Here is a 21,938-nt window from a genome sequence, read left to right as displayed (position 1 = left end):
CTATCTCACCGCTTGAAGTAACGTGTCAAAAATAGTATTCGCAATAGAAATTATTTGTGAAGAGGCTTGATAAGCTTGTTGAAACTTTAATAAGTTCGCTGCTTCCTCATCTAGGTTAACACCTGATGTAGATTGGTTACGGTTATAAGCCTGTGTATATAAAGCTTGCGCCGTTGTTTCCACTAATTCTGCAGATTTTGCTTTTGACCCTACGCTAGCCGTAGATACTCCAAGACTTTGACTAAAGGTTTCTTTCTCACCATTAATAATGCCTTTTTCTTGGGTTAGTCCCATTAAGGTTGCATTATTACCGTTACCCACACCAAATGAATCAGCAATATAAAACTCTTCTCGTGCTAAAGCGCTTGCCCCTGTTGGACTACCTTTAATTTCTAATTGAAATGCTGCTGTAGCAGGTGAAGGAGGTAAATCTACAAGTACGCTACTACCCGACAAATATGAACCTGACGCTATACTTGAAATTGGCACAACGGCAGCATCATAAACACGATAATCAAATACACCTGGTGCACTTTCATAAATATCAACGGTTAAAGAAGTATTGGTTGTACTTGCATATGTTTGTGCGGCTAATGGATCATTCATTTGAACAATAGCGACTCCACCTCCTCCCACATTATTATCAGAGGTTGAAACATCTATAGGTGTACTTGCTGCAATCCCAGCCCCATCAGTTAAATTAACTTTCATTAATGAGGCACTATTTTCAGTTGGCCTAATAATAAAGGTATCGCCTGCGTTTGGTGTTCCTGAATCTTCAATAAACTCAAAACCATATAAAGCAAGAGAAGCACTATGTGAAGCCCCCGCAGCACCTAAGTTAACGGTTGAGTTATCTGATAAATTTTTCATGATGAAATTTACTCCATCATATTTAATTTCAAACTCATCTGTAGGTACTTTTGACACGTCAGAAATATTTACGCGTGCTTGTAAATTCCCTGTATTTTTAGAGGTAGCTAATACACGTGCACTTTCTAATGTAGTACTATTAATATCGGTAAAAAAATCTAACCCTTCTTGTTCATTTAAATCTAACCCATCATGCTGAGCTTCATTTAATGTTTCAGAAACAACCATAGCAATTCGGTTTATTTCACTTTTAACTTGCGCTAAATGCTCGTCTCTAAATTCATATTTCGCAGCGAGTGCGCCTCCTACTGAAGCCCCACTTAATTTAACAGAGCTATTAGCACCAACAATGGTTAATGTGGTTTTGTTAGGATCTGGATCACCCGCTTGCACACCAACGGATAAGGAGGTTATTCCTGCTACTAATGTCGCGCCATTACCAATCATTACACTCATAACACCATTATTATCAACAACAGTATTAACACTTGTGTATTTACTCAATTCATTTACTAAATTATCGCGAGTATCTAGTAAATCATTTTGCTGTCCAGATGTTGAATTATTAGTATGCAGTATTTGTTCATTAAGTTTACCAATCTCTACTGATATTTGAGAAATCTGACTTGCAATTTGCTCTATCTCACCATTGATAGATTTTTCCATTTGGTCAAAGTCAGCATTGAGGGATTGAAAGTTACTACTTAATACTTCTGCTTGGGTTATTGCCATACTTCTTAACCCTAAGTCGCTTGGGTTATCAGCAATACCATTTACGGTTTGATAGAATTGATCAAGAGAATTATTAATGGCTCCACCAGAAAAAGTCATAATTTCATCAAGCTGGCTTAAGTCAACATGTAACTCATCTGCGTTACTTAAATTTGTTTGACTTAATAATTGTTCTTTATATGAAAATTGGTCATAAACTCGTCTTACATCTTCTATATAAGTGCCACCGCCAATATAATTACCTCCGTAATATAACCCCGTTGCAGCATTTTGTTCTGCGCGTTGGCGGTTATATCCTTCTGTATTAACATTGGCAATATTATTACCAGTAGTAGCAAGTTGCTGCTGAGCAGCTAGTAAACCACTAACCCCTGTATTGTATAAATTAACAGACATGATTGCCTCACAACGATTGCATTAACGAATAATAATTAGGAGAAGTAATTAAAGAGAATTACTTTTCAATAAGGCTGGTAACTGTTTTCAATGTCCCTAATATTTTTTTTGCGTAATTAGGATCGGTGGCATAACCAGCACCTTGTAAGTTTTGCAAAAACTGTTCCACATTGGACGGATTTTTTAAGGCAGGTTGATATCTTTCATTGGAGGATAAGAAATTAACGTAATCATTAACACTTTCTGCTATAGATGAATACACACGGAACGGTTCTCGTTTTTTCACCATTGCGCCTTGTTGAAACTCTAACGTTTCAGTTGTGGTTTTATCGCCTTTCCAACGTGAATCCGCTTTGATATTAAACAGGTTATTAGAGCTTTCGCCTTGATTATTTCTTATGATTTTTTGCCCCCAACCTGTTTCTAAAGCAGCTTGAGCAATAACAACTTCAAACGGGATATTTAACTTGGCTTCAACTTGTTTAGCTGAGTCAGTAATGGCGGTAACAAAGTCTTGAGGATTATTAAATTCAGGTAAGAAGCTCGTATTGCTTGAAACATTTTGATCAATATCTTTAGATAAATATTTAGGGATCGTAACTTCATTTTTGTCATTTGTTTGACGATCCAACTCGATCGTTTTAGGTAAAGGATCTCTTGTGTTTTGCAAATCAAAAACGTTTTTACCACGAGAGTCTAAATTACCATTACTTCTTAATACGGTGTGAGGAGTAAAGTTTTCGCTATCGCCCCCCAGCTGTCTAACAATTAATTCAGATAAACCTAACGACCCATTATTTGATAATTCTAACGACATTTGTTGATCGTGCATGTCTCTGTAGAATTTTGTGCTTTCTGAATTAAATGGACTATCAGACTCTAAAACTTCTTGAGCGCTACGCATACTCTTTAATAGCATTTGCATAAAAATAGCTTCAAACTGCTTAGCCGCACTTTGTAATGCTTCTTCTTTATCTGCTTTATCGGTTGATTTAGACTGTTGTCTAACAGAGTTTAAGCCGTTTACATCAAGAAAATTTTGCGCATCGGTAAGTCTAGTCATAGCATTATTGATTGTTAATTATATAACAATCAACTCCCCACGTAAGGCACCCGCTTGATCTAAAGCTTCAAGAATCGCCATCACATCGCCAGGGCCAGCACCAACTTCGTTAATAGCACGTACTAAAGTATTTAAAGTAACTCCCGGTTGGAATACAAACATACGGTCATCGCTTTCGTTAACGTTTACTGAAGATTGCGTTGTTATAGCGGTATCACCTTCTGCAAAAGCATTAGGTTGTGAAACATCTTGTACCTCATTAATAGTAACCGTAATTCCGCCATGAGTTATCGCTGCAGGTAATAATCGAACATCAGAACCAATAACAATAGTACCTGTTCGTGAGTTAACAATAATTTTTGCAGAGGATCTATCCGGTTCAAATTCTAAATTTTCAAGTGTGGACAAAAAGCTTACTCGGTCGGCAATATCTCGCGGTGCAGTTACCGTAACTGAAGTTGCGTCAATAGCTCGAGCTGAGCCAGCAATAAGATCGTTAATGGTGTCAGATAATCGCTTAGCTGTGGTAAAATCAGAGTGATGTAAATTAAAGGTTATATGATCACCCGATGAAAAAGGGGAAATAACTTCTTTCTCAACCATAGCACCATTTGCTATACGCCCAACAGTGGGTGTATTAACAACAATTTTAGAGCCATCTAAACCTTCAGCACCTAAGCCACCAACAACTAAACTCCCTTGAGCGACAGCATAAGCATTACCATCTACTCCCATTAAAATGGTTTGTAGTAAAGTTCCCCCACGTAAACTCTGTGCTGATCCCATAGAAGAAACAGTCACATCGATTTTTTGACCAGGTTTAGCAAAAGCTTCAAGCTCTGCATGAACGGCAACAGCGGCAACATTTTTAATTTTAGGCTTTAAGTTTGCCGGCATAGTGATACCGAAATTACTTAACATGGTTTTAAAACTTTGTTCGGTAAATGGACTTTGTTCACCTGTTCCAGGTAAACCTACCACTAAACCATAACCTAAAAGCTGATTAGATCTTACGCCAGCCACATCGGCTAAATCTTTAATACGTTGAGCATTTACCGAGTGTGTAAATAAGCACACGATAATAAGACTGAATTTACACAACTGCTTAATTAACTGCTTCATAGTAATACCTTATTTATGGATGATTTTATAAAGCTAAGCTTTATAAAGGCCACCATGAGCTACCGAAAAATTTAGACAACCAGCCTTGTTCTTGTGCGTCAGCAAAAGCTCCTGTACCAGCATATTGAATACGAGCATTCGCCACTTTGCTTGACATAATCGTGTTGCCTGAACTGATATCTTGAGCGCGAATAATACCGGTTAGTCGTACATATTCGTCGCCATTGTTTAACGACATCCATTTTTCACCACGTATCATTAGATTTCCGTTGGGTAAAACACGTAATACATGAACTGAAATATTGCCTGTTAAACTGTTACTTTGATCTGATTTAGAATCGCCCGAGAAGTCTGAACTTTGGTTGTAGCCAAATTCCAACGAGTCTCCTTTAAAAGTGATAGGCGCTCCACCTAAACCAATAACCGAACCTAATAGTGAACTGTTGTCTTTTTTAAGCTCTGTTTTTGCATTTTTCTGTGCTTGTGTATTTTCGCTTAACACAACAGAAATAATATCGCCGACACGATGCGCCTTAGAATCCGAATAAATATTATTGACGTAATTTTCTTTAAATAATGACCCTGTGGGTACAATAGGTTCTTCTTCCATTTCAGGCATTATTGGAGCAAAATCAGGATCATTAGGTAATATTTTTGCGTTTTCAATACTTGCACAACCTGACAATTGAATAAGTAAAACACTTAGTAATATTAAATATTTCATGACTCCTCTCCTCTTTCTTTGTATCAATAGAAATAATTTTAAATAGCTCAACAATCTATAATTGTTGATTGATGTAACTCAGCATTTGATCAACAGCAGAAATAACTTTCGAATTCATTTCATAAACACGCTGGCTTTCAATTAAGTTAACCAATTCTTCTGTGGTATTTACGTTTGAGGTTTCTAAAGCACCTTGAACAATCATGCCGTAACCTTCTAAACCAGGAACACCTTGTTGAGGAGCACCACTCACAGCAGTCTCTGAATATAAATTTTGCCCTATCGGCTCTAACCCCGTAGGATTAATAAAATTGACGGTATTAATTTGACCAATAACCGCTGGTTCTGCTTGCCCTTGCAGTTTTACTGAAACTTCACCGTCTTGAGATACGGTAATAGATAAAGCATCAGGCGGAATGGTAATTTGAGGTTGCATTAAATAGCCAGCACCTGGCGTAACAACATTACCTTCCTCATCCATTGTAAACTGCCCGTTACGTGTGTATCCCGAACTTCCATCTGGCATTAATATTTCAAAAAAACCTTCACCTTGAATCATTAAATCTAATGAATTATCGGTAGTTAACATATCGCCTTGCGTGTGTATTTTTTGGGTAGCTACCACTTTAGTACCCGCACCTAGCATTAATCCTGATGGCATTTCAGTATCTTGTGCTGATTTACCGCCAGGTTGATTAATTGTTTGGTACAGTAAATCTTCAAAAACCGCTCGACTCTTTTTAAACCCAACCGTACTTGCGTTAGCTAAGTTGTTAGATATAACGGCAATTTCTTTGTTTTGTGCATCTAAGCCGGTTTTACTGATCCATAATGCTGCGTTCATATATCACCTCAAAATTCATTTAGAAAGCACGGAGTAAAGCAGAAGCACTTGAGTCTACTTCTTCAGCGGTTTTCATTAATTTTAATTGCATTTCAAACTGTCTTTGTAATGCGATCATGTCTGTCATTTCACCAACAGGATTAACATTGCTTGATTCAAGCATGCCACTCATCACTTTAACGCTGACATCTGCTTCTTCAATGTTGTTGTCTTTTCGTCTAAACAAGCCATCGTTACCCTTTTCAAGTGCACGAACATTTGGGTTAACGAATTTGATACGGGCTACTTCTTCTTGTGTAGTAACAGGAGCGCCTTCAGGCTGAACCATAATGGTTCCGTCGCGACTTATTTGAATATTATTTATAGGTAGAGGTAAAAAAATAGGCCCTGCATCGCCTACGACTAACTCGCCATTTGTTGTTTCTAGCGCACCCGTTTCAGTTAAGCGTAAATGACCATTTCGAGTGTATGCTTCTGAACCATCTTTAGATTGAACAGCTAACCAACCAGGACCTTCAATAGCAATATCAAGCGAACGTCCTGTAGATGACAAAGCTCCACTGTCAAAGTTTTGGCTGGCCACTTCAGTCATAGAAAATACCCGAGAAGGTAGTCCTTCGCCAAAAGCTTGCATTGATCTCGCTTGTGCTAAATCAGCCCTAAAGCCTGTAGTTTTTGCATTCGCCAGATTATTAGCATTAACCGCTAAGGCCTGCATATTTTGCTTCGCTCCACTCATAGCGATATAAAGCATTTTATCCATAACGAATCTCTATCAAATTAATCTGATATTAGAAATGCAATATAAGTGCCATAAAAAAGAAAGGTAGATAAGGAGGTATGATGTAAAGTAGGCCTACGGCTGTAAACCTACTCTCGTTATATTCAAGCTAATTGGCCTGACTTGAAGATATCTTCTTGAATAATAAAGTAAGATTTAATCGAATAAAATGCTTTAATTTTTTAAACCACGTACCCATTACAAGTTGATACAAAACAGGAATAACAAACATAGTTAAGCTTGATGAAAACAGTAACCCCCAAACAATTGACGTTGCAACAGGCGACCAAATAAGTGAATGCCCACCTAAACCAGAAGCTAATGAAAACAAGCCAGCAACCGTTGTAAGTGTTGTAATTAATATAGGTAACATACGTCGTCTAGCAGCATAAAAGGTAGAGTGTGTTAATGTCATACCTTTTTTAATGTTTTCATTGGCGGTTGAAATTAACACAATAGATGAGTTAACCGCTATCCCTGCTAACGCAACAATACCGTACATGGTAAACAAACTTAATGGGTCTCTTGAAACGAGTAAACCAAGAATTACGCCAACGAATGCTAGTGGTACCGTTAATAAAATCATCAAAGGCTGAAAGTAACTTTGGAATTGTGTACTTAAAATTAAATACATTAAGCCAATACCAAATAAAAATAGCATGCCCATTGCATCAATACTTTCTTGAATATCATCAAGCTCACCCGAAAAATCTAAAGACGTATTAGGGAAATCTGTCGCTATAGTTGCCCAATGCACTTTAATTAACTCATTCGCTTCTACAGTATCTATAACGTTTTTATCAATATCTGATTCTAACGTTATTGCTCGCTTAAAGTTGTAATGCCTTAAATTACCTTTTACCTGAACTGTTTCTATATGCACTAAATCTCTTAGTTCAATATTACTTCCTGAAGGGGTTGGTACGGTTAACTGCAATAAGGCATCTATATTTTCAAACTGATTAATTTCAGCTGCCGCCGACTTAACGCGTAACGCTATTCTGTCGCCTTCTCTTTGAATATAACTGACAATCTCACCATCAATTAACATTTTAACTGAACGTTGAACATCGCTTGGTGATATGCCAAAACGATTAATAGCATCGTTATTTAAAGTAAGCTGTAAACCAAAACGCCCTTTAGAGTCATCATCAATAATATCTTTATAGCGTTCATCTTTTTTCATAAATCGGGTGAGTGCATCTGTTGCTAAACGTAGCTCTTGGTAATCATCCCCCCTTACTTTAATACTAACTGGTTTGCTTGTTGGTGGGCCCCCAGCTAGCTTTAAAAATGAAATATTGGTAGGGCCAACAACGCCTGATAAAGCTTTACGTGTATCTTCAATTAACTCTTCAACACTTCTCATATCACCTTGTTTAGGTTTAAGAGAAACGAGTACTTGCCCTAATTGGTCGCCAAATAGTGGCGCCATTTCAGTAAACATTTGTCCTGCGTAACTAACAACCGAACGAGTTTCATCTTCTTTAAGCTCTTGTTTTACCAGTATTTCAACATCTTGCACTTTTTTCATGGTGTCTTGCAATGAACTTGTTGGGGGCATTTCTACATTAATATAAAATAAGCGTATGGTATCAGCAGCAAAAAAATCAGTTCTAACTAAGCCAGCAGCGATTGCACCTACTGCCAACACTAATAGCAATAACATGCCTGATAAGGTTTTTTTAGGATTACGCATCACCTTGATTAACCCGAAGCCATACTTAACTTTAAGTAAGCGAAGTGTTTTTTGACGAAATGCATCCATTTTACTAGGTTTATCAAAGTTAACTTTGGCGGCAATAATATGGCCTGGTAACATCCAATAAGCCTCAACTAAGCTAAAAGCTAATGCGACAGTAACCACAAGAGGAATGACCATCATAAACTTACCTAAAATACCGGGTAATAACATTAATGGTAAAAATGCGGCCATAGTCGTTAACACCGAAGCAGTAACGGGTTTAATCACCTCTTGTAAGCCACTCCAAGCAGCATCTATGCCTTTTACGCCTTGACGCAACTTGTAATAAATAGACTCTACCACTACAACAGCATCATCAACCAACATACCTAATGCAATTACAATAGCTAACAATACTGATGTGTTAAGTGTTTGATCTAACGCCTGTAGAACAATAAAAGTACCTGCGAGCGTAAACGGAATACCTATAGTTACTAATACACTGACACGACTGCCTAAAAAAAACCAAGTTACAATTAATACAAATAACAAACCAAATATGGCGTTAGTTTGCATAATGTTAAGGGCATTTTTAGTGATAAGCGTTTGATCGTCTACCAAGGTAAATTCAACACCTAATTCTTTACTCACCACATTTCGGTCTTTAATAAATTGATCTACACGCTCAACCAAGGCTAAAGTATTTGCGCTGTCTTGTTTCATAACAGCAAATAAAACCGCAGGACGACCTTGAAAACTCACAATACGATCTGCTTTAGCCCGTGCACGAACAACTTGAGCAATGTCTTTTAACCGTATTTCTGTTGCTACACCGTTAGCCGCTAAGATAGGGAGTTGCGCTAAAATTTCAGGATCTGTAGTTGTTCCTTGAATACGCACTAACCACTGATCTTTAGCAATACGCGCAGTACCCGCTGATATATCAGTAAAAAATGTTCGAATTGAGTTTGCAACGGTTACTGGCGAAATACCCAATTGTTGAATTTTATCAACATCAAAACGAACCTGAATTTCAGGCTCTCGCAATCCAGTATCTTGCACACGGTCAACACCAGAGATACGGGCTAAATCTTTTTCTAAAGCGCGAGCTTGTCGTCTTAAGTTTTCATCATCAGCCAAAGCTGAAACGACAACAGTTGCCGTAGGAAAAGCGTTGGCCGAGGTTACCTCAAATATTGTAGGACGCTCAGCTTCTTCTGGCATTTGATCTTCTACGTTATTTATTTCTCGTCGTAAATCAGCCACTCGTTTATCAAACTTGCGTTCATCCATATCGTGAAAACGCACTAAAATACTTGAAATAGCTTCACGACTGGTACTTGATACAAACTTAATGTCTTGAACTTTTTCTACAGATTCTTCAATAATATCAGTAACTTTTTGTTCAACATCTCGAGCAGAAGCTCCAGGTAAAAAGGTTGTTATTTGTACCCAGTTAAAATTAATAGAAGGGTCTTGCTCTCTTGGTAATTGTTGATAAACAGCAATACCCATAAATAAGATAAGTACAAAAACTAAATTAGTAAGCACATGATTTTGAATAAGATTACGTAACCACATTACGACTTATCTCCACCCAAAGCTTGTTTAAGCGCTTTATTAGTCACCGTTTTTTGTATGGTATCGCCATCATTTAAGCCGTGGCGTCCGTCAGTAATTATTTGAGAGGTATGAGGTAAATGATAAGGAATCGGTCTGCCCTCTTCAGCCATTTCAACAGTAATAAATTTGGCTTTATTATCGTCTATAATAAAATAGCCATTTTGCCCTTCTCGCTTTTGTAATAAGTGAGCAGGTAAATAAGGAGTAGGGCTTTTCCAACGTAATCGGCCGGTGCTCCCTGCTATAGCTTGTTTATCAATAAATAAAAATCTAGCTTCACGACTACGCGTATTTTGTTCAATTACGGGGAGTGAAGATCTTAACGTTACATTATAAGAGTGATCGGCAATATCGAGCGTGTACACCTTAGCTTGATAAAAACTTTGCTCATCGCTTGTGGCTATTTTTGCGGAAACTTCTAAACGATTATCTTCAATTAATTCAACTACAGGTTTACCAAAATCAATCATTTCGCCTAAGTTAGCGATACGCATAGTAACAACGCCATCATACGGCGCTTTAATATTACAGCGCTCAACATTTAATAAAGCGGTATCTACTTCAGCTTTTTGTGTTTGTATAATTGCCCTGCTATTTTCAACTGCATTATTTAAACGATCAAGTTCCGCTTCACCAATATTCTTTTGCTTTAAAAGGCTTCTTCCTCTTACCAATTCGCGCTTATTAAATAGGAGTAATGAATAGAACTGTTCGTATTTTGCGGCTTGAACTTTGTGAGTTAATAAATTTATATCACAATCTAAAGTCGCTAATATTTCACCTTTAACAACCTTATCACCCACATTAACCAAGAGCTTAGTTACAACACCTGAAGTTTGAGCGGGAATTAAACTTTGATTAAGTGCGATAACACGTGCTGGTGAACTACGTGTTGGATACATAAGTAGATCAATTGCTTCTTCAGCGATAACTAAAGTTGAGGCGTAACTAAAACGCGTGATAGTGAAAAAACTCAACAGTAACAATGTAAAAAGAAGCTTCATGTTATTCCCTATACTCTATTTTAATAAAGATATTTTTTATAACTCAATCTTACACTGAGTAAGCTATGGGTCAATCAAATACCCGTATCAATATGTATAAAAAATGTAAGAGTGAAAGGGAAGAAATGAGACTGTATTAAAAAATAATATGAATATTTTAATTTAACTATGGCGACCCCAGCAGGAGTCGAACCTGCGACCTATCCCTTAGGAGGGGATTGCTCTATCCAGCTGAGCTATGGGGTCCAATAGGAGTATTGTGGAACAAGACGCACTAATAAATATTATTAGTTTTAATATCTTACCGCAATATCATTTATTTGAATATTACCTAACAAGTTATTATCTGGTGTTGTAGCTTTAGCACTTTCTTTAGAGGTACTAATAACCTTAACTTTATAAGGGCTCACGTTAAAACCTGAATAAGTTTTACCTGAGTCACTAATAAAATTATTTGCATGAAGCAATGAAAACTCGTCGCCCACTTTAACGCCTTGATTTTCACCTAAATTAAATAAAATGGTATCGCCTGCAACTTGTACTATTTTACCTCGAGTAGGTTGACACATCATATTTTCATCAATGTCTGAAATCATCATATCAAGTGTGCGATCAATACTATTTCCATATTCACTTAACCAAAAAGTATTACTGGTTACGTCTATTGGCTCTCTTTTATCGAAAGTCCACGGTGCTGTATTATGATATTGTTTGTCCAACACTAACTCACCATTACTGCCATTGTATATATATAAGTTTATTTTAAAGTGACGATCAAAATGGTCTTTTTGCCAAAACTTTAACTCGCTGTTTGTACGCTGAGTAAGAGACAGATCAGGAAACTCGATAAACATAATAAACTGTGTGTCTGTATGATCTGATAACGACATAGCGAGATTTTTAATTTTTTCGTACTGCATGCTTTCATTATAACGAGAAAAACCAGACTTACTTTTGATGGCTAATTTACTATCTAAATAATAACCTTCTTTATTTATTTTATCTGACAACTTACGTATAACTTCAGTATCTAAAGCATAAATCTTTCCAATATTCGCTTGTTCACGATTTAAAATATTGCCTCGCGTTAATAATACTGATTTACGATAATCAGCTGAAAAGCATTGTTTTTCTTGAGGAAAAATATCAGCTCTAATTTTTACCGTCAATAAGTCGCCTTTATAAGTTTCTTCTATTAATTCGAATGAATTCACCGTACCAGAAGCTCGAACACTAATTTGATCTTGAGTAAGTACGCCGTTAATCACCTGCTGAACACTAGAAACAGAGGCCCCTGCAACGAGTAAAGCACGTTTAAGAGCATTTTCCATTGCCGTTGTACGAGCACTTTGATGATTTCCATTCGCAATATGAGCTTGCCCTTGAGTTTCATACCATTGTGTAAAAGCCGAAAAGCTAGTTAACGCAAAACTTAACAGTATTAACAATTTTTTCATATGAAATCCCAATATATTAGTAGGTTGTTCTATAGTTCAAGCTAGCATGCACGTTTTATGCCCATAAAAGCATTTACGGTCTGACTTAATTTAGCTAATTATTTAAGTGCTATACATTTCAAGACCTATATATTGGCTTGAATTATGCTTTAGTTTTAGTCAGAAGTAACGAACAACTGAGGGATGCTCAATGAAAAAGTGGCTTATTCCATTACTGTTACCGACGTTATTGTCGTGTACAAGCACTAAAGATGAAAATTTTTATAAATCTACTCATGTAGATCAAAGCGAAATTAACAGTTTCGAATTACCTAAACACGCTATAAACGACGTGGTAAAAGGCTTAGCTTACCAAATGCTAGAGAGTAGCTCTTTTGTGAGCCCTAAAACGCCAATAGCTGTCGCCTCGTTTGTTGACTTAAAAGATTTAGAGTCAACAAATTGGTTGGGAAATCAATTATCTGAAAACTTCATTCATGAACTTCAAATGCATGGAATGGTGGTTATTGACTTTAAAACGACTGGACATATTCGTGTAACCAAAGATGGCGATTACGCATTTACTCGAGATTGGAAAGAGTTACCTGAACGCCAGATTATTGACTATGTGGTAACAGGCACCATGATGGAAAAAGACGGTGGGGTTATGGTAAATGCTCGTATGATTGGTATGCAATCACGAGTTGTTGTGGCTAGTGCACAATCGTTTATACCTGCTTGGGTGCTAGGCGAAACCTTAAACAATAATGAAACAGTTAATATAAAAGACGGATTAATTATTCGCGACAGTACAATGTTAGAGAAAGACAATAGAGCTGTTGAAATTCAACAATAATGGTACATGATGATGAATAAATCTTACATAACGTTATTTTTTACTGCAATGCTATTTTGTTTAAATGGATGTTCGACGATTTATGATAAACATGTGCAATGGGAAACACCTAAACCAGATAGTTTCCCTGTGCTTCATGCGATTGGACAAGCGCCTATTAGCTTACAAAAATCACCCCATAAAACGCAGCAAATGCTGATGGCAATAAATGCGTCTAAACTTGCCGCCTATGCGGAATTAGCTGAACAGGTATACGGCCAACAAATTGATGGTAAAACAAGTATGTCTAATTTACTTATTAACAACCAACAATTAGATGCCTCTATTAAAGGAATTATTCGTGGCGCTAAAGTAGTGAAGAGTTATCCAGTCGGCGATAGCTATACAACAGAACTAAGCCTAGATTTTAAAGATGTTTATGAGCTATATCTTGCTTCTACAAATGGTAAACAAATTAAAAGCGTTCAATATTATTAATACCCAATAATCAAAAAAACTGCTTAATTGCAGTTTTTTTGTTTTTTAAATTGGTAGAAGACAATTATAACAACTAAGCTTTTATCCCTACACGGTTTAAACCACCGCTTGTTTTACCTTTACTATCGTAAGTCATTGTTGATTTAGTATTATTCTCTAATAGTGTGGTTCGCATACGTTCGATAGAAATTTGAGATTTTTGAACAATTTCACCATTAATTTGATTCAAATCTTTACAGCTCAACAGTATGGCTTCTATTGCTTGGAGTTCATCAGTGTAAAGGCCACTTTTCTTGTCTGAAACAAATTGCTTAGTATTCGCTAATAATTTATCAGTTGAATCTATTTGCGTCAGTAACGCGTCTTTTAACTTATTAATATCGGTTAATTTCGATGGATTATGATGTTGTAAAACTTCATACTCATCTTTTAATAAGCGTTCTAATTGACACAGCTGAGTGTTTTGTTGATTAAGTATTTCTAAAACATTTATGGTATCAGACACGATCTACCCTCTATAATTATTAGTTAATATCGATATAGAAGATTGATAAATACCTAACTACGATATTCAACTGTTAATCGATATTAAATTCAAAGTTTGCAATATTAGCTGCAAGTTTTTCAGGATCTATTTTATATTCACCTGACGTAATCGCTTTTTTAAGTTGATCTATTTTCTTTTGATCTACCATTGGAGCATCTGCTGCTTTTTTCTGTAACTCACTCATTTGTTTAGCTTGTGGAGTTAACGATACAGAATCTTGACGAGCAGCTTTGCTTTGCTCAGTATTTGATTGCTGAACAACTTGCTGTTTAACTTGCGTTTGTTGTTCTATTTTTTGTTTAACTTGATTTGAACCATTCAAGTTATTGATATTTAAGGCCATAATAAATTCCTAATAACAATATGTTATAATCTCAACCTTGGTATCGGCCTAGTGTCATTTTTCTTTAGGTCGAATTATAAATTAATCACAACTTTATTAACAGCCTCTACTCTAGCATTGATCATTCGCCCTGACTTAGAATTTTTAATTTCTACTTGTTCACCTTGGCTTCCATCAGAGAGTGCAACCCCTCTTGTTTTGATCATAAAATCATCAGATCTAGCGATAATAGTCACAGCCTCCCCTTTACACACTAAGCAAATATTTCGAGGTGATATTACTGCCCCTTTAGATAATCGTCGCTTTAATCGTCCACCGGCAACAAGATCCAAATTATCAACACTCTCACCTCTAATATTATTAACATTAATAAATTCAATTTCTGTATTGCTTGCATCTACTATACTACCCTTAGCTAATATATTCGTTGTTACTAATACAGGGATTTCCTGACTTATACGAACAGGAATAAAAAGCTGCCATGGTGTACTATCTTCGCAATAAATTTTAACATTGATGTTTCTACCATTATGGTTTTCAGGTATATTCGCTTTAAGTGTTGATATGCATGGTTTTATATTAATACGCGGATCAATTGCAGGAACACTAATTTCTACTTTACCATCAGTAGGTGTATCGATATTATTTTTTACAACCGATTTTACAAAATCAACTAAACTAGTTTCATCTGTTGTATTTCCATAATTCTCAAATGATATTAATGGAATAATAAAGAGTAAAGTTCTCAATATTTTTGTATACATCATAAATATTGTTTTCTTTTTTAGTAAATAAGAATACTCGTCTATGCTTATAGTAAGACGAGAGATATAAACTCATTGTCAAATAATAGGCACTAAGTTTAATTAACTATTACTATCAAGAACTATGCCGAACTAAGTAGGCATAACTTCTAATGAGGTTTTTATGGCAAGTATCTTAGATTCAGTAAACCAACGAACTCAATTAGTGGGGCAAAACAGACTTGAATTATTACTGTTTAAGCTAGTTGGCCGACAACGTTTTGGCATTAATGTATTCAAGGTAAGAGAAGTTTTGCAATGCCCAAGGCTAACCCCTATGCCACAGCAAGATAAGTTCATAAAAGGCATCGCGCATATTCGTGGCCAAACTATTTCAGTTATTGATTTAAGCAAAGCAACAGGTGGCCCTGAAATCACCCAAACTGAAAATTCTTTTATTATCATTGCGGAATATAATCGAAGTGTTCAAGGTTTTTTAGTGTCGAGTGTTGAGCGAATTACCACACTAAGCTGGAAAGATGTAATGCCTCCTCCTGAGGGTGCAGGAAAATCAAGTTACCTAACAGCGGTTACAGAAATAGACAACGAGATGGTGTCTATATTAGATGTAGAAAAAATTCTCAATGAAATTAGTCCTGTATCTACCGACTTAACTGAAGGTCTTGCCGATTCAACTATGGGGGAACAAGTAGGCGATAAACTGGTGATGATAGCAGATGACTCTACCGTAGCTCGAAATCAAGTAAAACGAGCACTTGAGCCTTTAGGATTAAATCTTATTTTAGCAAAAAATGGCCAAGACGCTTTAGATCAATTAAAAGCGATTGCTGAAACCTGCGATACAAGCCTTACTGAAAAAGTCGCCTTAATGATTTCAGACATTGAAATGCCGGAAATGGATGGTTATACCTTAACAGCAGAAGTTAAAGCGGCAGAAAACATGCGCGCATTACCTATTATTTTACATACATCCTTAAGTGGTGTTTTTAATAATGCTATGGTTGAAAAAGTAGGTGCGGATGATTTTATTCCTAAATTTCACCCCGATGAATTAGCAACCGCTGTCAAAAAATGGTTAAAAATTAATGATTAGTACGCCTACCATTCACAATAAGGAAATCAAACGTGTCAGATAGGCAACTTGATGAAAAAAGCTATAACGAATTTAGAATATTTTTAGAGCAACAGTGTGGAATTGTTTTAGGTGAAAATAAACAATATTTAGTAAAAAGCCGTTTAGCTCCACTAATGACAACATTCAAAATTGATTCATTAGCAACATTAGTCAAAAAAACCTTAAGTCCAGCAGAGCGGCAACTTAGGGCTGCTGTTATTGATGCTATGACCACAAATGAAACCTTATGGTTTCGTGATGAATATCCCTTTGAATTGCTCAAAGCTAAAATACTACCCGATCTTGCTGAGCGTAATTCATCACTCAAAATATGGTCCGCTGCCAGCTCTTCAGGCCAAGAACCCTATTCAATTGCTATGGCAATACAAGAATTTCAACAATTGAACAGTAAAGCATTCCCCTTAGGTGTACAAATTACGGGTACCGATATTTCCACAACCATGTTAGACCATTGCAAACACGGACATTACGATAGTTTGGCATTATCGAGAGGATTATCAGCCGAACGAAAAAGAAGATTTTTCGAAGCAAGCGATAATGGCATGTGGAAAGTAAAAGATTCTGTTAAAAAAATGGTAAATTTCAGACAACTTAATCTGCTTAATAGCTATAGTTTAATGGGAAGATTTGATTTGGTTTTTTGCCGTAATGTACTCATTTATTTCTCACCAGAAATAAAAACAAAAATTCTATCTCAAATACACGGTACTCTTACCCCTAAAAGTTATTTATTTTTAGGGGCTTCAGAGTCATTATCTGGACTCAGTCAAGATTTTAATATGATACGTTGCAACCCTGGCATTGTTTATCAAAAGCAATAACCCCTTGTAGAACAAGTATATTTCATCATCCTTTCCCCTCCCCATAATATTGACACTTTTGCTTGGCATAATACTTGAATATGTCATTTTAATTACAAAAAAGGTGATGTTATGGCTATTAGTTTTGATAAAGCATTCGGTTTGCACCCCCAAAGTTTAGAACTGCGTTCTAAACAAGCTGAAGTTATTGCAGGTAATATTGCTAATGCAGATACGCCTGGTTATAAAGCCAAAGGGATGGATTTCCAAAAGATGCTTTCCCAAGCAGCTCAAAAACAACAAACCGGTATGACGCGTACTCACGAAAAACACCTAGATGTGAGAATAGAAACAAATAACGGTCTTGAATTTCGTATTCCAAATCAACCAGATACAGGTGATGGCAACACTGTAGATGTACAAGTGGAACGAAACTTGTATTTAGATAATTCAATGCATTATCAAGCTAGCTTACAATTCCTTACTGGAAAAATTCAAGGCTTGAAAAAAGCAATTACTGGAGGGCAATAATAATGAGCCTATTTAACGTCTTTAACATAAGTGCCACGGGCATGAGCGCACAATCAGTACGCTTAAATACTACAGCAAGTAACATTGCTAACGCTGATAGTGTAAGTAGTAGTATTGACGAAACGTATAGAGCCAGACATCCAGTTTTTGCCGCAGAGATGCAAAAAGCTGCCGCAGGACAAGAAAACTCTGTTGGTGTTCAAGTATTAGGTGTAGTTGAAAGTAATAAACCTTTAAACATTGAATACTCTCCAGATCATCCAATGGCAGATAAAGAAGGCTATATATATAAGCCCAATGTTAACGTAATAGAAGAAATGACCAATATGATTTCAGCGTCGCGTTCATATCAAACTAATGTGCAATTAGCTGAATCAGCTAAAAACATGTTGAATAAAACGTTGTTGTTAGGTCAGCGCTAATTACTGATTAGGAGTAAGAAATGGAAACTGTTAGTGGTGGTACAGCATTAGATTCTTTACGCTGGCAACAAGAAGACATAAAAACTGCCGATGAAAATAACAATGGCATGTTAACACAAGAAGACTTTTTTTCTTTACTTACTGCTGAGTTAGCACATCAAGACCCAACTAAGCCAACAGATAATAATGAGATGATTTCTCAAATGACGGCGTTCTCTACTACAGATGGCGTAGCTCAATTAAACGAAAGTTTTACCTCGTTTGCAGCTTCTATGTCATCAAGTCAAGCATTACAGGCTTCATCTCTTGTTGGACGAAGCGTATTAGTCGACGACAATACTTTCGGGATGAGTGAAGGCGATACCGTTAATGGTAAAATAATAACGGATCAAGATGCTAGTAACGTCAATATCTATGTTGAAAACACAGCAGGTGAAATTATTCAAACGGTAGCTGTAGGCAATATGACCGCTGGTGAAGCAAGTTTTACTTGGAACGGACTTGATGGCAATGGAGATCCAGCTCCAACAGGCGCATATCGTTTTAGAGTAGCAGGCTTAGTCGACGGTCAAGCATCAGAACTTCAAGCAATGAGCTATCGTAAAGTAGACAGTGTAACGCTCGCTGGCGCTGGTGGAGATATAGTTTTAAATCTTAATGGTGGTAGTTCAATGGCATTGAAAGATGTTGTAGAAGTATCTGAAGGTTAACCCAACAAATTTTTTATAAGGTGGATATATGTCATTTAATATCGCATTAAGCGGCTTAAACGCAGCACAGAAAGATCTTGATGTTACTTCTAATAACATTGCCAACGTAAGCACCGTTGGTTTTAAAGAGTCACGCGCGGAATTTGTTGATGTTTACGCAGCTTCACTTCTTGCAGCAGGCAACACTAAAGTAGGTGATGGTGTATTAACTTCAGATGTTGCTCAACAATTTCAACAAGGTAGTATTCAATTTACCCAAAATTCACTAGATTTAGCGATTACAGGTAACGGATTTTTTGCTGTGGTTCCTGAATTAGATAGCTTAGAGTTTTCTTACACTCGCGCAGGCCAATTCAAGTTAAACTCAGAAAACTTCATTGTAAATTCAGCAGGACAACATTTACTGGGTTTCCCTGTAAACTCAGATGGTAGCTCTTCTTCAGTCAGTTTAAGTACATCAGAGCCTATTCGTATTCCGACTGCATCGGGTGCTCCTGAAAAAACGTCAGAAGTAGATATTCGAATGAACTTACCCGCTGGTGATACGGTTATAACAGGTTCACCTGGTAATTTTGATTTAACAGATCCTTTAACTTACAACCATTCAACTTCAGTTACCGTATTCGATTCGTTAGGTGATAGTCACATCATGACATATTACTTTATCAAGGAAGCTCCTTCTGGTGGTAATAACCCTTGGACTGTTACTGCAGCGGTAGATAACCAAAGAGTTAACTTAACAGATCCTGCAGGTGTAGCTACCGGTGTTGGTATAAATGGTTTTGATGGTGCTCGTTTGAACTTTGATTCAAGTGGTGACTTTGTATCTCAAGTACCCGCAGCTGGTTTCCAAACGGCTCCTCTAGGTGCCACTATTCTAACTAACGGTTCTGATAGTACTCAAACCATTGTTATTGACTTTAATCTAGATACTGCTGGCCCAAATACAAACGAGCCAACGCAATTTGCTTCAAGCTTTGAAGTAACGTCACTAGAACAAAACGGATTACCGGTTGGCCGATTAACAGGCTTAGATATTGGCCCTGATGGGTTAGTACAAGCAACATACAGTAATGGTACATCACAAGCCTTATCTCGTGTTGCTTTAGTTAGTTTTGCTAATAACCAAGGCTTAAGTCAACAAGGTAACACTAACTGGAAAGAAAGCATATTATCAGGTGAAGCCTTAGCAGGCGAAGCGGGTTCTGGTACATACGGAACAATAAACTCTTCAGCACTTGAACAATCAAACGTTAACTTAACAACTGAATTAATTGATTTAATATCAGCTCAACGAAACTTCCAAGCGAACTCAAGATCCCTTGAAGTAGATAATCAATTGAACCAAACGATATTACAAATTCGATAGTAATAAATAAGTTAACATTCTAATGACATAGAAATAAAAACGCCGCTATTTAAGCGGCGTTTTTATTGGGATTAATTAACTTAACAGATATTTAATCAGTTTCAGGACGCATATGAGGGAACAAAATAACGTCTTTAATCGTTGGTGAGTCAGTAAATAACATCACAAGCCTGTCAATACCAATACCTTCACCAGCCGTTGGAGGCATACCATATTCTAATGCATTAATATAATCAGCGTCGTAGTGCATTGCTTCATCATCACCGGCATCTTTTTCTGTTACTTGTTTTTGGAAACGCTCAGCTTGGTCTTCTGCATCATTTAGCTCTGAAAAACCATTCGCTAATTCACGACCACCAACAAAGAATTCAAAACGGTCAGTTACAAATGGGTTTTCATCATTACGACGAGCTAATGGTGAAACTTCCCATGGGTATTCTGTAATAAATGTTGGTTGATCTAATAAATGCTCTGCGACTTCTTCAAAGATTTCACAAATGTATTTACCTGGCCCCCAAACTTTAGCGGCATCACCTTCTTTCACGCCAACAGCTTTTGCCATTGCTTTAATTGCATCAAAGTTGTTTTCTGGGTCACGTAAAGCCGCTTCATTAAGTTGCTCAGCACCACGATGATTTTTACCATATTGTAAAATTGCATCAACCATAGATAAACGAGCAAACGGCTGTCCAAGGTCATAAAGTTTCTCTTCTACGACTTCACCTTCAGCATTTTTAACGGTATTACGAATAGTGGTAGTACCTAATACATCTTGTGCAATAGTACGTAACATTTCTTCAGTAGTATTCATTAGGTCATGATAATTAGCGTATGCTTGGTAAAACTCAATCATAGTAAATTCAGGGTTATGACGAGTTGAAATACCTTCGTTACGGAAACTACGGTTAATTTCAAAAACACGATCAAACCCACCTACCACTAAACGCTTTAAGTTAAGTTCAGGTGCAATACGTAAATACATATCAAGATCAAAGGTATTATGATGCGTCATAAAAGGCTTAGCTGTTGCGCCACCGGGTATGATTTGCAACATAGGTGTTTCCACTTCCATGAAATCACGTTGCTCTAAGAAATTACGAATACCTGAAACAATTTTTGAACGAATTTTAAAGGTATTACGTGTATCTTCATTGATAATTAAATCAACGTAACGTTGACGGTACTTAGTTTCTTGATCAGACAAACCGTGAAATTTTTCAGGTAACGGACGTAACGACTTAGTTAGTAAAGAGTATTCGTCCATATTCACATAAAGATCACCTTTACCTGATTTATGTAAAATACCTTTAATACCAACGATATCACCGATATCTAATGAACCCCATTTTTCACGTATCTCTTTTTGTACTGTTTTTTCAGCATAGCCTTGAATGCGACCTGACGAGTCTTGTATTACTAAGAATGGTCCACGCTTTGCCATAACACGACCAGCAATAGCATAAGTTACTTGTAGAGCTTCAAGTTCTTCTTTAGTTTTTTCACCATGCTCAGCTTGAATATCGGCAGCTAAATGTTCACGGTTAAAATCATTTGGAAAACCATTCGCAGAAGAATTAGAGCGAATTTTTTCAAGTTTTACGCGACGCTCAGCAATAAGTTTATTTTCATCTTGTGCTGGAGCTGTGTTATCGGCTTTATCTGTCATTTTATTTCTCAAAGTTATCTTAATTTTTCAATTGGT

At 36.7% G+C, this 21,938-nt stretch carries 21 protein-coding genes and 1 tRNA gene; 8 read left to right on the top strand and 14 right to left on the bottom strand.

What is annotated here, in order from left to right; translation table 11 throughout:
- The 10 genes from flgK to ACM9HF_RS17400 form a co-directional block, all read right to left on the bottom strand.
- Positions 1–2,001 (bottom strand): flagellar hook-associated protein FlgK, encoded by a 2,001-nt coding sequence (gene flgK, locus ACM9HF_RS17445; RefSeq protein WP_473612214.1) that lies wholly within the window; start codon positions 1,999–2,001, stop codon positions 1–3.
- A gap of 58 nt (positions 2,002–2,059) precedes the next feature.
- A complete protein-coding gene (flgJ, locus tag ACM9HF_RS17440; protein WP_473612209.1) occupies positions 2,060–3,064 on the bottom strand; it encodes a flagellar assembly peptidoglycan hydrolase FlgJ in 1,005 nt (334 codons plus the stop codon).
- A gap of 18 nt (positions 3,065–3,082) precedes the next feature.
- Complete coding sequence (locus tag ACM9HF_RS17435) at positions 3,083–4,186, bottom strand: flagellar basal body P-ring protein FlgI (RefSeq protein ID WP_473612205.1); 1,104 nt, start codon at positions 4,184–4,186, stop codon at positions 3,083–3,085.
- Between the two features lie 40 nt (positions 4,187–4,226).
- Positions 4,227–4,910, bottom strand: coding sequence for a flagellar basal body L-ring protein FlgH (gene flgH / locus ACM9HF_RS17430; RefSeq protein WP_473612201.1), 684 nt, complete (start codon positions 4,908–4,910; stop codon positions 4,227–4,229).
- Positions 4,911–4,965: 55 nt separating this feature from the next.
- Entirely contained in the window at positions 4,966–5,754 is a 789-nt protein-coding gene (gene flgG / locus ACM9HF_RS17425; RefSeq protein WP_473612198.1) for a flagellar basal-body rod protein FlgG, read from the bottom strand.
- Positions 5,755–5,773: 19 nt separating this feature from the next.
- Positions 5,774–6,517: a flagellar basal-body rod protein FlgF gene (flgF, locus tag ACM9HF_RS17420; RefSeq protein WP_473612195.1), complete on the bottom strand. Its 744-nt coding sequence runs from the start codon at positions 6,515–6,517 to the stop codon at positions 5,774–5,776.
- Between the two features lie 127 nt (positions 6,518–6,644).
- Positions 6,645–9,800, bottom strand: a complete 3,156-nt coding sequence (locus tag ACM9HF_RS17415) for an efflux RND transporter permease subunit (RefSeq protein ID WP_473612191.1) — start codon at positions 9,798–9,800, stop codon at positions 6,645–6,647.
- On the bottom strand, positions 9,800–10,846 hold the full coding sequence (locus ACM9HF_RS17410) for an efflux RND transporter periplasmic adaptor subunit (protein ID WP_473612187.1): 1,047 nt from the start codon (positions 10,844–10,846) through the stop codon (positions 9,800–9,802). Before ACM9HF_RS17410 ends, ACM9HF_RS17415 begins: the two co-directional genes overlap by 1 nt.
- 169 nt (positions 10,847–11,015) lie before the next feature.
- Positions 11,016–11,092: transfer RNA gene (locus ACM9HF_RS17405), tRNA-Arg, on the bottom strand.
- A gap of 47 nt (positions 11,093–11,139) precedes the next feature.
- The gene (locus ACM9HF_RS17400) at positions 11,140–12,303 is read right to left on the bottom strand and encodes a flagella assembly protein FlgT (RefSeq protein WP_473612183.1); all 1,164 of its coding nucleotides are present in this window, start codon (positions 12,301–12,303) and stop codon (positions 11,140–11,142) included.
- A gap of 190 nt (positions 12,304–12,493) precedes the next feature.
- On the opposite strand from ACM9HF_RS17400, the gene ACM9HF_RS17395 reads away from it, so the two are divergent.
- Both ACM9HF_RS17395 and ACM9HF_RS17390 read left to right on the top strand, forming a co-directional pair.
- Positions 12,494–13,138 carry a FlgO family outer membrane protein gene (locus tag ACM9HF_RS17395; RefSeq protein WP_473612180.1) on the top strand — a complete coding sequence of 215 codons (645 nt, stop codon included), beginning with the start codon at positions 12,494–12,496 and terminating at the stop codon, positions 13,136–13,138.
- A 6-nt stretch (positions 13,139–13,144) separates the two neighbouring features.
- Positions 13,145–13,615, top strand: a complete 471-nt coding sequence (locus ACM9HF_RS17390; protein ID WP_473612176.1) for an LPP20 family lipoprotein — start codon at positions 13,145–13,147, stop codon at positions 13,613–13,615.
- A 73-nt stretch (positions 13,616–13,688) separates the two neighbouring features.
- On the opposite strand, the gene flgN is transcribed toward ACM9HF_RS17390, so the two are convergent.
- The 3 genes from flgN to flgA all read right to left on the bottom strand — a co-directional run bounded on the left by flgN (position 13,689) and on the right by flgA (position 15,272).
- On the bottom strand, positions 13,689–14,120 hold the full coding sequence (gene flgN / locus ACM9HF_RS17385) for a flagellar export chaperone FlgN (RefSeq protein ID WP_473612173.1): 432 nt from the start codon (positions 14,118–14,120) through the stop codon (positions 13,689–13,691).
- A 73-nt stretch (positions 14,121–14,193) separates the two neighbouring features.
- Positions 14,194–14,505: a flagellar biosynthesis anti-sigma factor FlgM gene (gene flgM / locus ACM9HF_RS17380; protein WP_473612169.1), complete on the bottom strand. Its 312-nt coding sequence runs from the start codon at positions 14,503–14,505 to the stop codon at positions 14,194–14,196.
- A gap of 74 nt (positions 14,506–14,579) precedes the next feature.
- Positions 14,580–15,272, bottom strand: coding sequence for a flagellar basal body P-ring formation chaperone FlgA (gene flgA / locus ACM9HF_RS17375; protein ID WP_473612165.1), 693 nt, complete (start codon positions 15,270–15,272; stop codon positions 14,580–14,582).
- Between the two features lie 160 nt (positions 15,273–15,432).
- Here flgA and ACM9HF_RS17370 point away from each other — a divergent pair, with 160 nt between their 5' ends.
- From ACM9HF_RS17370 to flgE, 6 genes are all read left to right on the top strand, one after another.
- A complete protein-coding gene (locus tag ACM9HF_RS17370; RefSeq protein ID WP_473612160.1) occupies positions 15,433–16,362 on the top strand; it encodes a chemotaxis protein in 930 nt (309 codons plus the stop codon).
- Between the two features lie 32 nt (positions 16,363–16,394).
- A complete protein-coding gene (locus ACM9HF_RS17365) occupies positions 16,395–17,225 on the top strand; it encodes a CheR family methyltransferase (RefSeq protein WP_473612156.1) in 831 nt (276 codons plus the stop codon).
- Between the two features lie 111 nt (positions 17,226–17,336).
- A complete protein-coding gene (gene flgB, locus ACM9HF_RS17360; RefSeq protein WP_473612153.1) occupies positions 17,337–17,735 on the top strand; it encodes a flagellar basal body rod protein FlgB in 399 nt (132 codons plus the stop codon).
- Between the two features lie 2 nt (positions 17,736–17,737).
- Positions 17,738–18,157, top strand: a complete 420-nt coding sequence (gene flgC, locus ACM9HF_RS17355) for a flagellar basal body rod protein FlgC (protein ID WP_473612148.1) — start codon at positions 17,738–17,740, stop codon at positions 18,155–18,157.
- Positions 18,158–18,177: 20 nt separating this feature from the next.
- On the top strand, positions 18,178–18,867 hold the full coding sequence (locus ACM9HF_RS17350; protein ID WP_473612144.1) for a flagellar hook assembly protein FlgD: 690 nt from the start codon (positions 18,178–18,180) through the stop codon (positions 18,865–18,867).
- Positions 18,868–18,895: 28 nt separating this feature from the next.
- Positions 18,896–20,236 (top strand): flagellar hook protein FlgE, encoded by a 1,341-nt coding sequence (gene flgE, locus ACM9HF_RS17345; protein ID WP_473612140.1) that lies wholly within the window; start codon positions 18,896–18,898, stop codon positions 20,234–20,236.
- Positions 20,237–20,327: 91 nt separating this feature from the next.
- Here flgE and lysS read toward each other — a convergent pair whose 3' ends face one another.
- Positions 20,328–21,902, bottom strand: a complete 1,575-nt coding sequence (lysS, locus tag ACM9HF_RS17340) for a lysine--tRNA ligase (protein WP_473612134.1) — start codon at positions 21,900–21,902, stop codon at positions 20,328–20,330.
- Positions 21,903–21,938: the final 36 nt, after the last annotated feature.

Origin of the sequence: Colwellia sp. RE-S-Sl-9, assembly GCF_048296855.1 — a bacterium.
GTDB lineage: Bacteria > Pseudomonadota > Gammaproteobacteria > Enterobacterales > Alteromonadaceae > Pseudocolwellia.
The sequence above is the reverse complement of the archived record's forward strand: the minus strand, read 5'-3'. Positions and strand labels throughout refer to the sequence as shown.

Excerpts from the sequence above, each read along its gene's own strand:
- ACM9HF_RS17370 (WP_473612160.1), top strand. The coding sequence starts at position 15,433 with ATGGCAAGTATCTTAGATTCAGTAAACCAACGAACTCAATTAGTGGGG.
- flgM (WP_473612169.1), bottom strand. The coding sequence starts at position 14,505 with ATGGCCTTAAATATCAATAACTTGAATGGTTCAAATCAAGTTAAACAA.
- flgA (WP_473612165.1), bottom strand. The coding sequence starts at position 15,272 with ATGATGTATACAAAAATATTGAGAACTTTACTCTTTATTATTCCATTA.
- ACM9HF_RS17415 (WP_473612191.1), bottom strand. The coding sequence starts at position 9,800 with ATGTGGTTACGTAATCTTATTCAAAATCATGTGCTTACTAATTTAGTT.
- lysS (WP_473612134.1), bottom strand. The coding sequence starts at position 21,902 with ATGACAGATAAAGCCGATAACACAGCTCCAGCACAAGATGAAAATAAA.
- flgC (WP_473612148.1), top strand. The coding sequence starts at position 17,738 with ATGAGCCTATTTAACGTCTTTAACATAAGTGCCACGGGCATGAGCGCA.
- ACM9HF_RS17390 (WP_473612176.1), top strand. The coding sequence starts at position 13,145 with ATGATGATGAATAAATCTTACATAACGTTATTTTTTACTGCAATGCTA.
- ACM9HF_RS17400 (WP_473612183.1), bottom strand. The coding sequence starts at position 12,303 with ATGAAAAAATTGTTAATACTGTTAAGTTTTGCGTTAACTAGCTTTTCG.
- flgE (WP_473612140.1), top strand. The coding sequence starts at position 18,896 with ATGTCATTTAATATCGCATTAAGCGGCTTAAACGCAGCACAGAAAGAT.
- flgB (WP_473612153.1), top strand. The coding sequence starts at position 17,337 with ATGGCTATTAGTTTTGATAAAGCATTCGGTTTGCACCCCCAAAGTTTA.
- ACM9HF_RS17435 (WP_473612205.1), bottom strand. The coding sequence starts at position 4,186 with ATGAAGCAGTTAATTAAGCAGTTGTGTAAATTCAGTCTTATTATCGTG.
- flgF (WP_473612195.1), bottom strand. The coding sequence starts at position 6,517 with ATGGATAAAATGCTTTATATCGCTATGAGTGGAGCGAAGCAAAATATG.
- flgK (WP_473612214.1), bottom strand. The coding sequence starts at position 2,001 with ATGTCTGTTAATTTATACAATACAGGGGTTAGTGGTTTACTAGCTGCT.
- flgG (WP_473612198.1), bottom strand. The coding sequence starts at position 5,754 with ATGAACGCAGCATTATGGATCAGTAAAACCGGCTTAGATGCACAAAAC.
- ACM9HF_RS17395 (WP_473612180.1), top strand. The coding sequence starts at position 12,494 with ATGAAAAAGTGGCTTATTCCATTACTGTTACCGACGTTATTGTCGTGT.
- flgH (WP_473612201.1), bottom strand. The coding sequence starts at position 4,910 with ATGAAATATTTAATATTACTAAGTGTTTTACTTATTCAATTGTCAGGT.
- ACM9HF_RS17410 (WP_473612187.1), bottom strand. The coding sequence starts at position 10,846 with ATGAAGCTTCTTTTTACATTGTTACTGTTGAGTTTTTTCACTATCACG.
- ACM9HF_RS17350 (WP_473612144.1), top strand. The coding sequence starts at position 18,178 with ATGGAAACTGTTAGTGGTGGTACAGCATTAGATTCTTTACGCTGGCAA.
- flgJ (WP_473612209.1), bottom strand. The coding sequence starts at position 3,064 with ATGACTAGACTTACCGATGCGCAAAATTTTCTTGATGTAAACGGCTTA.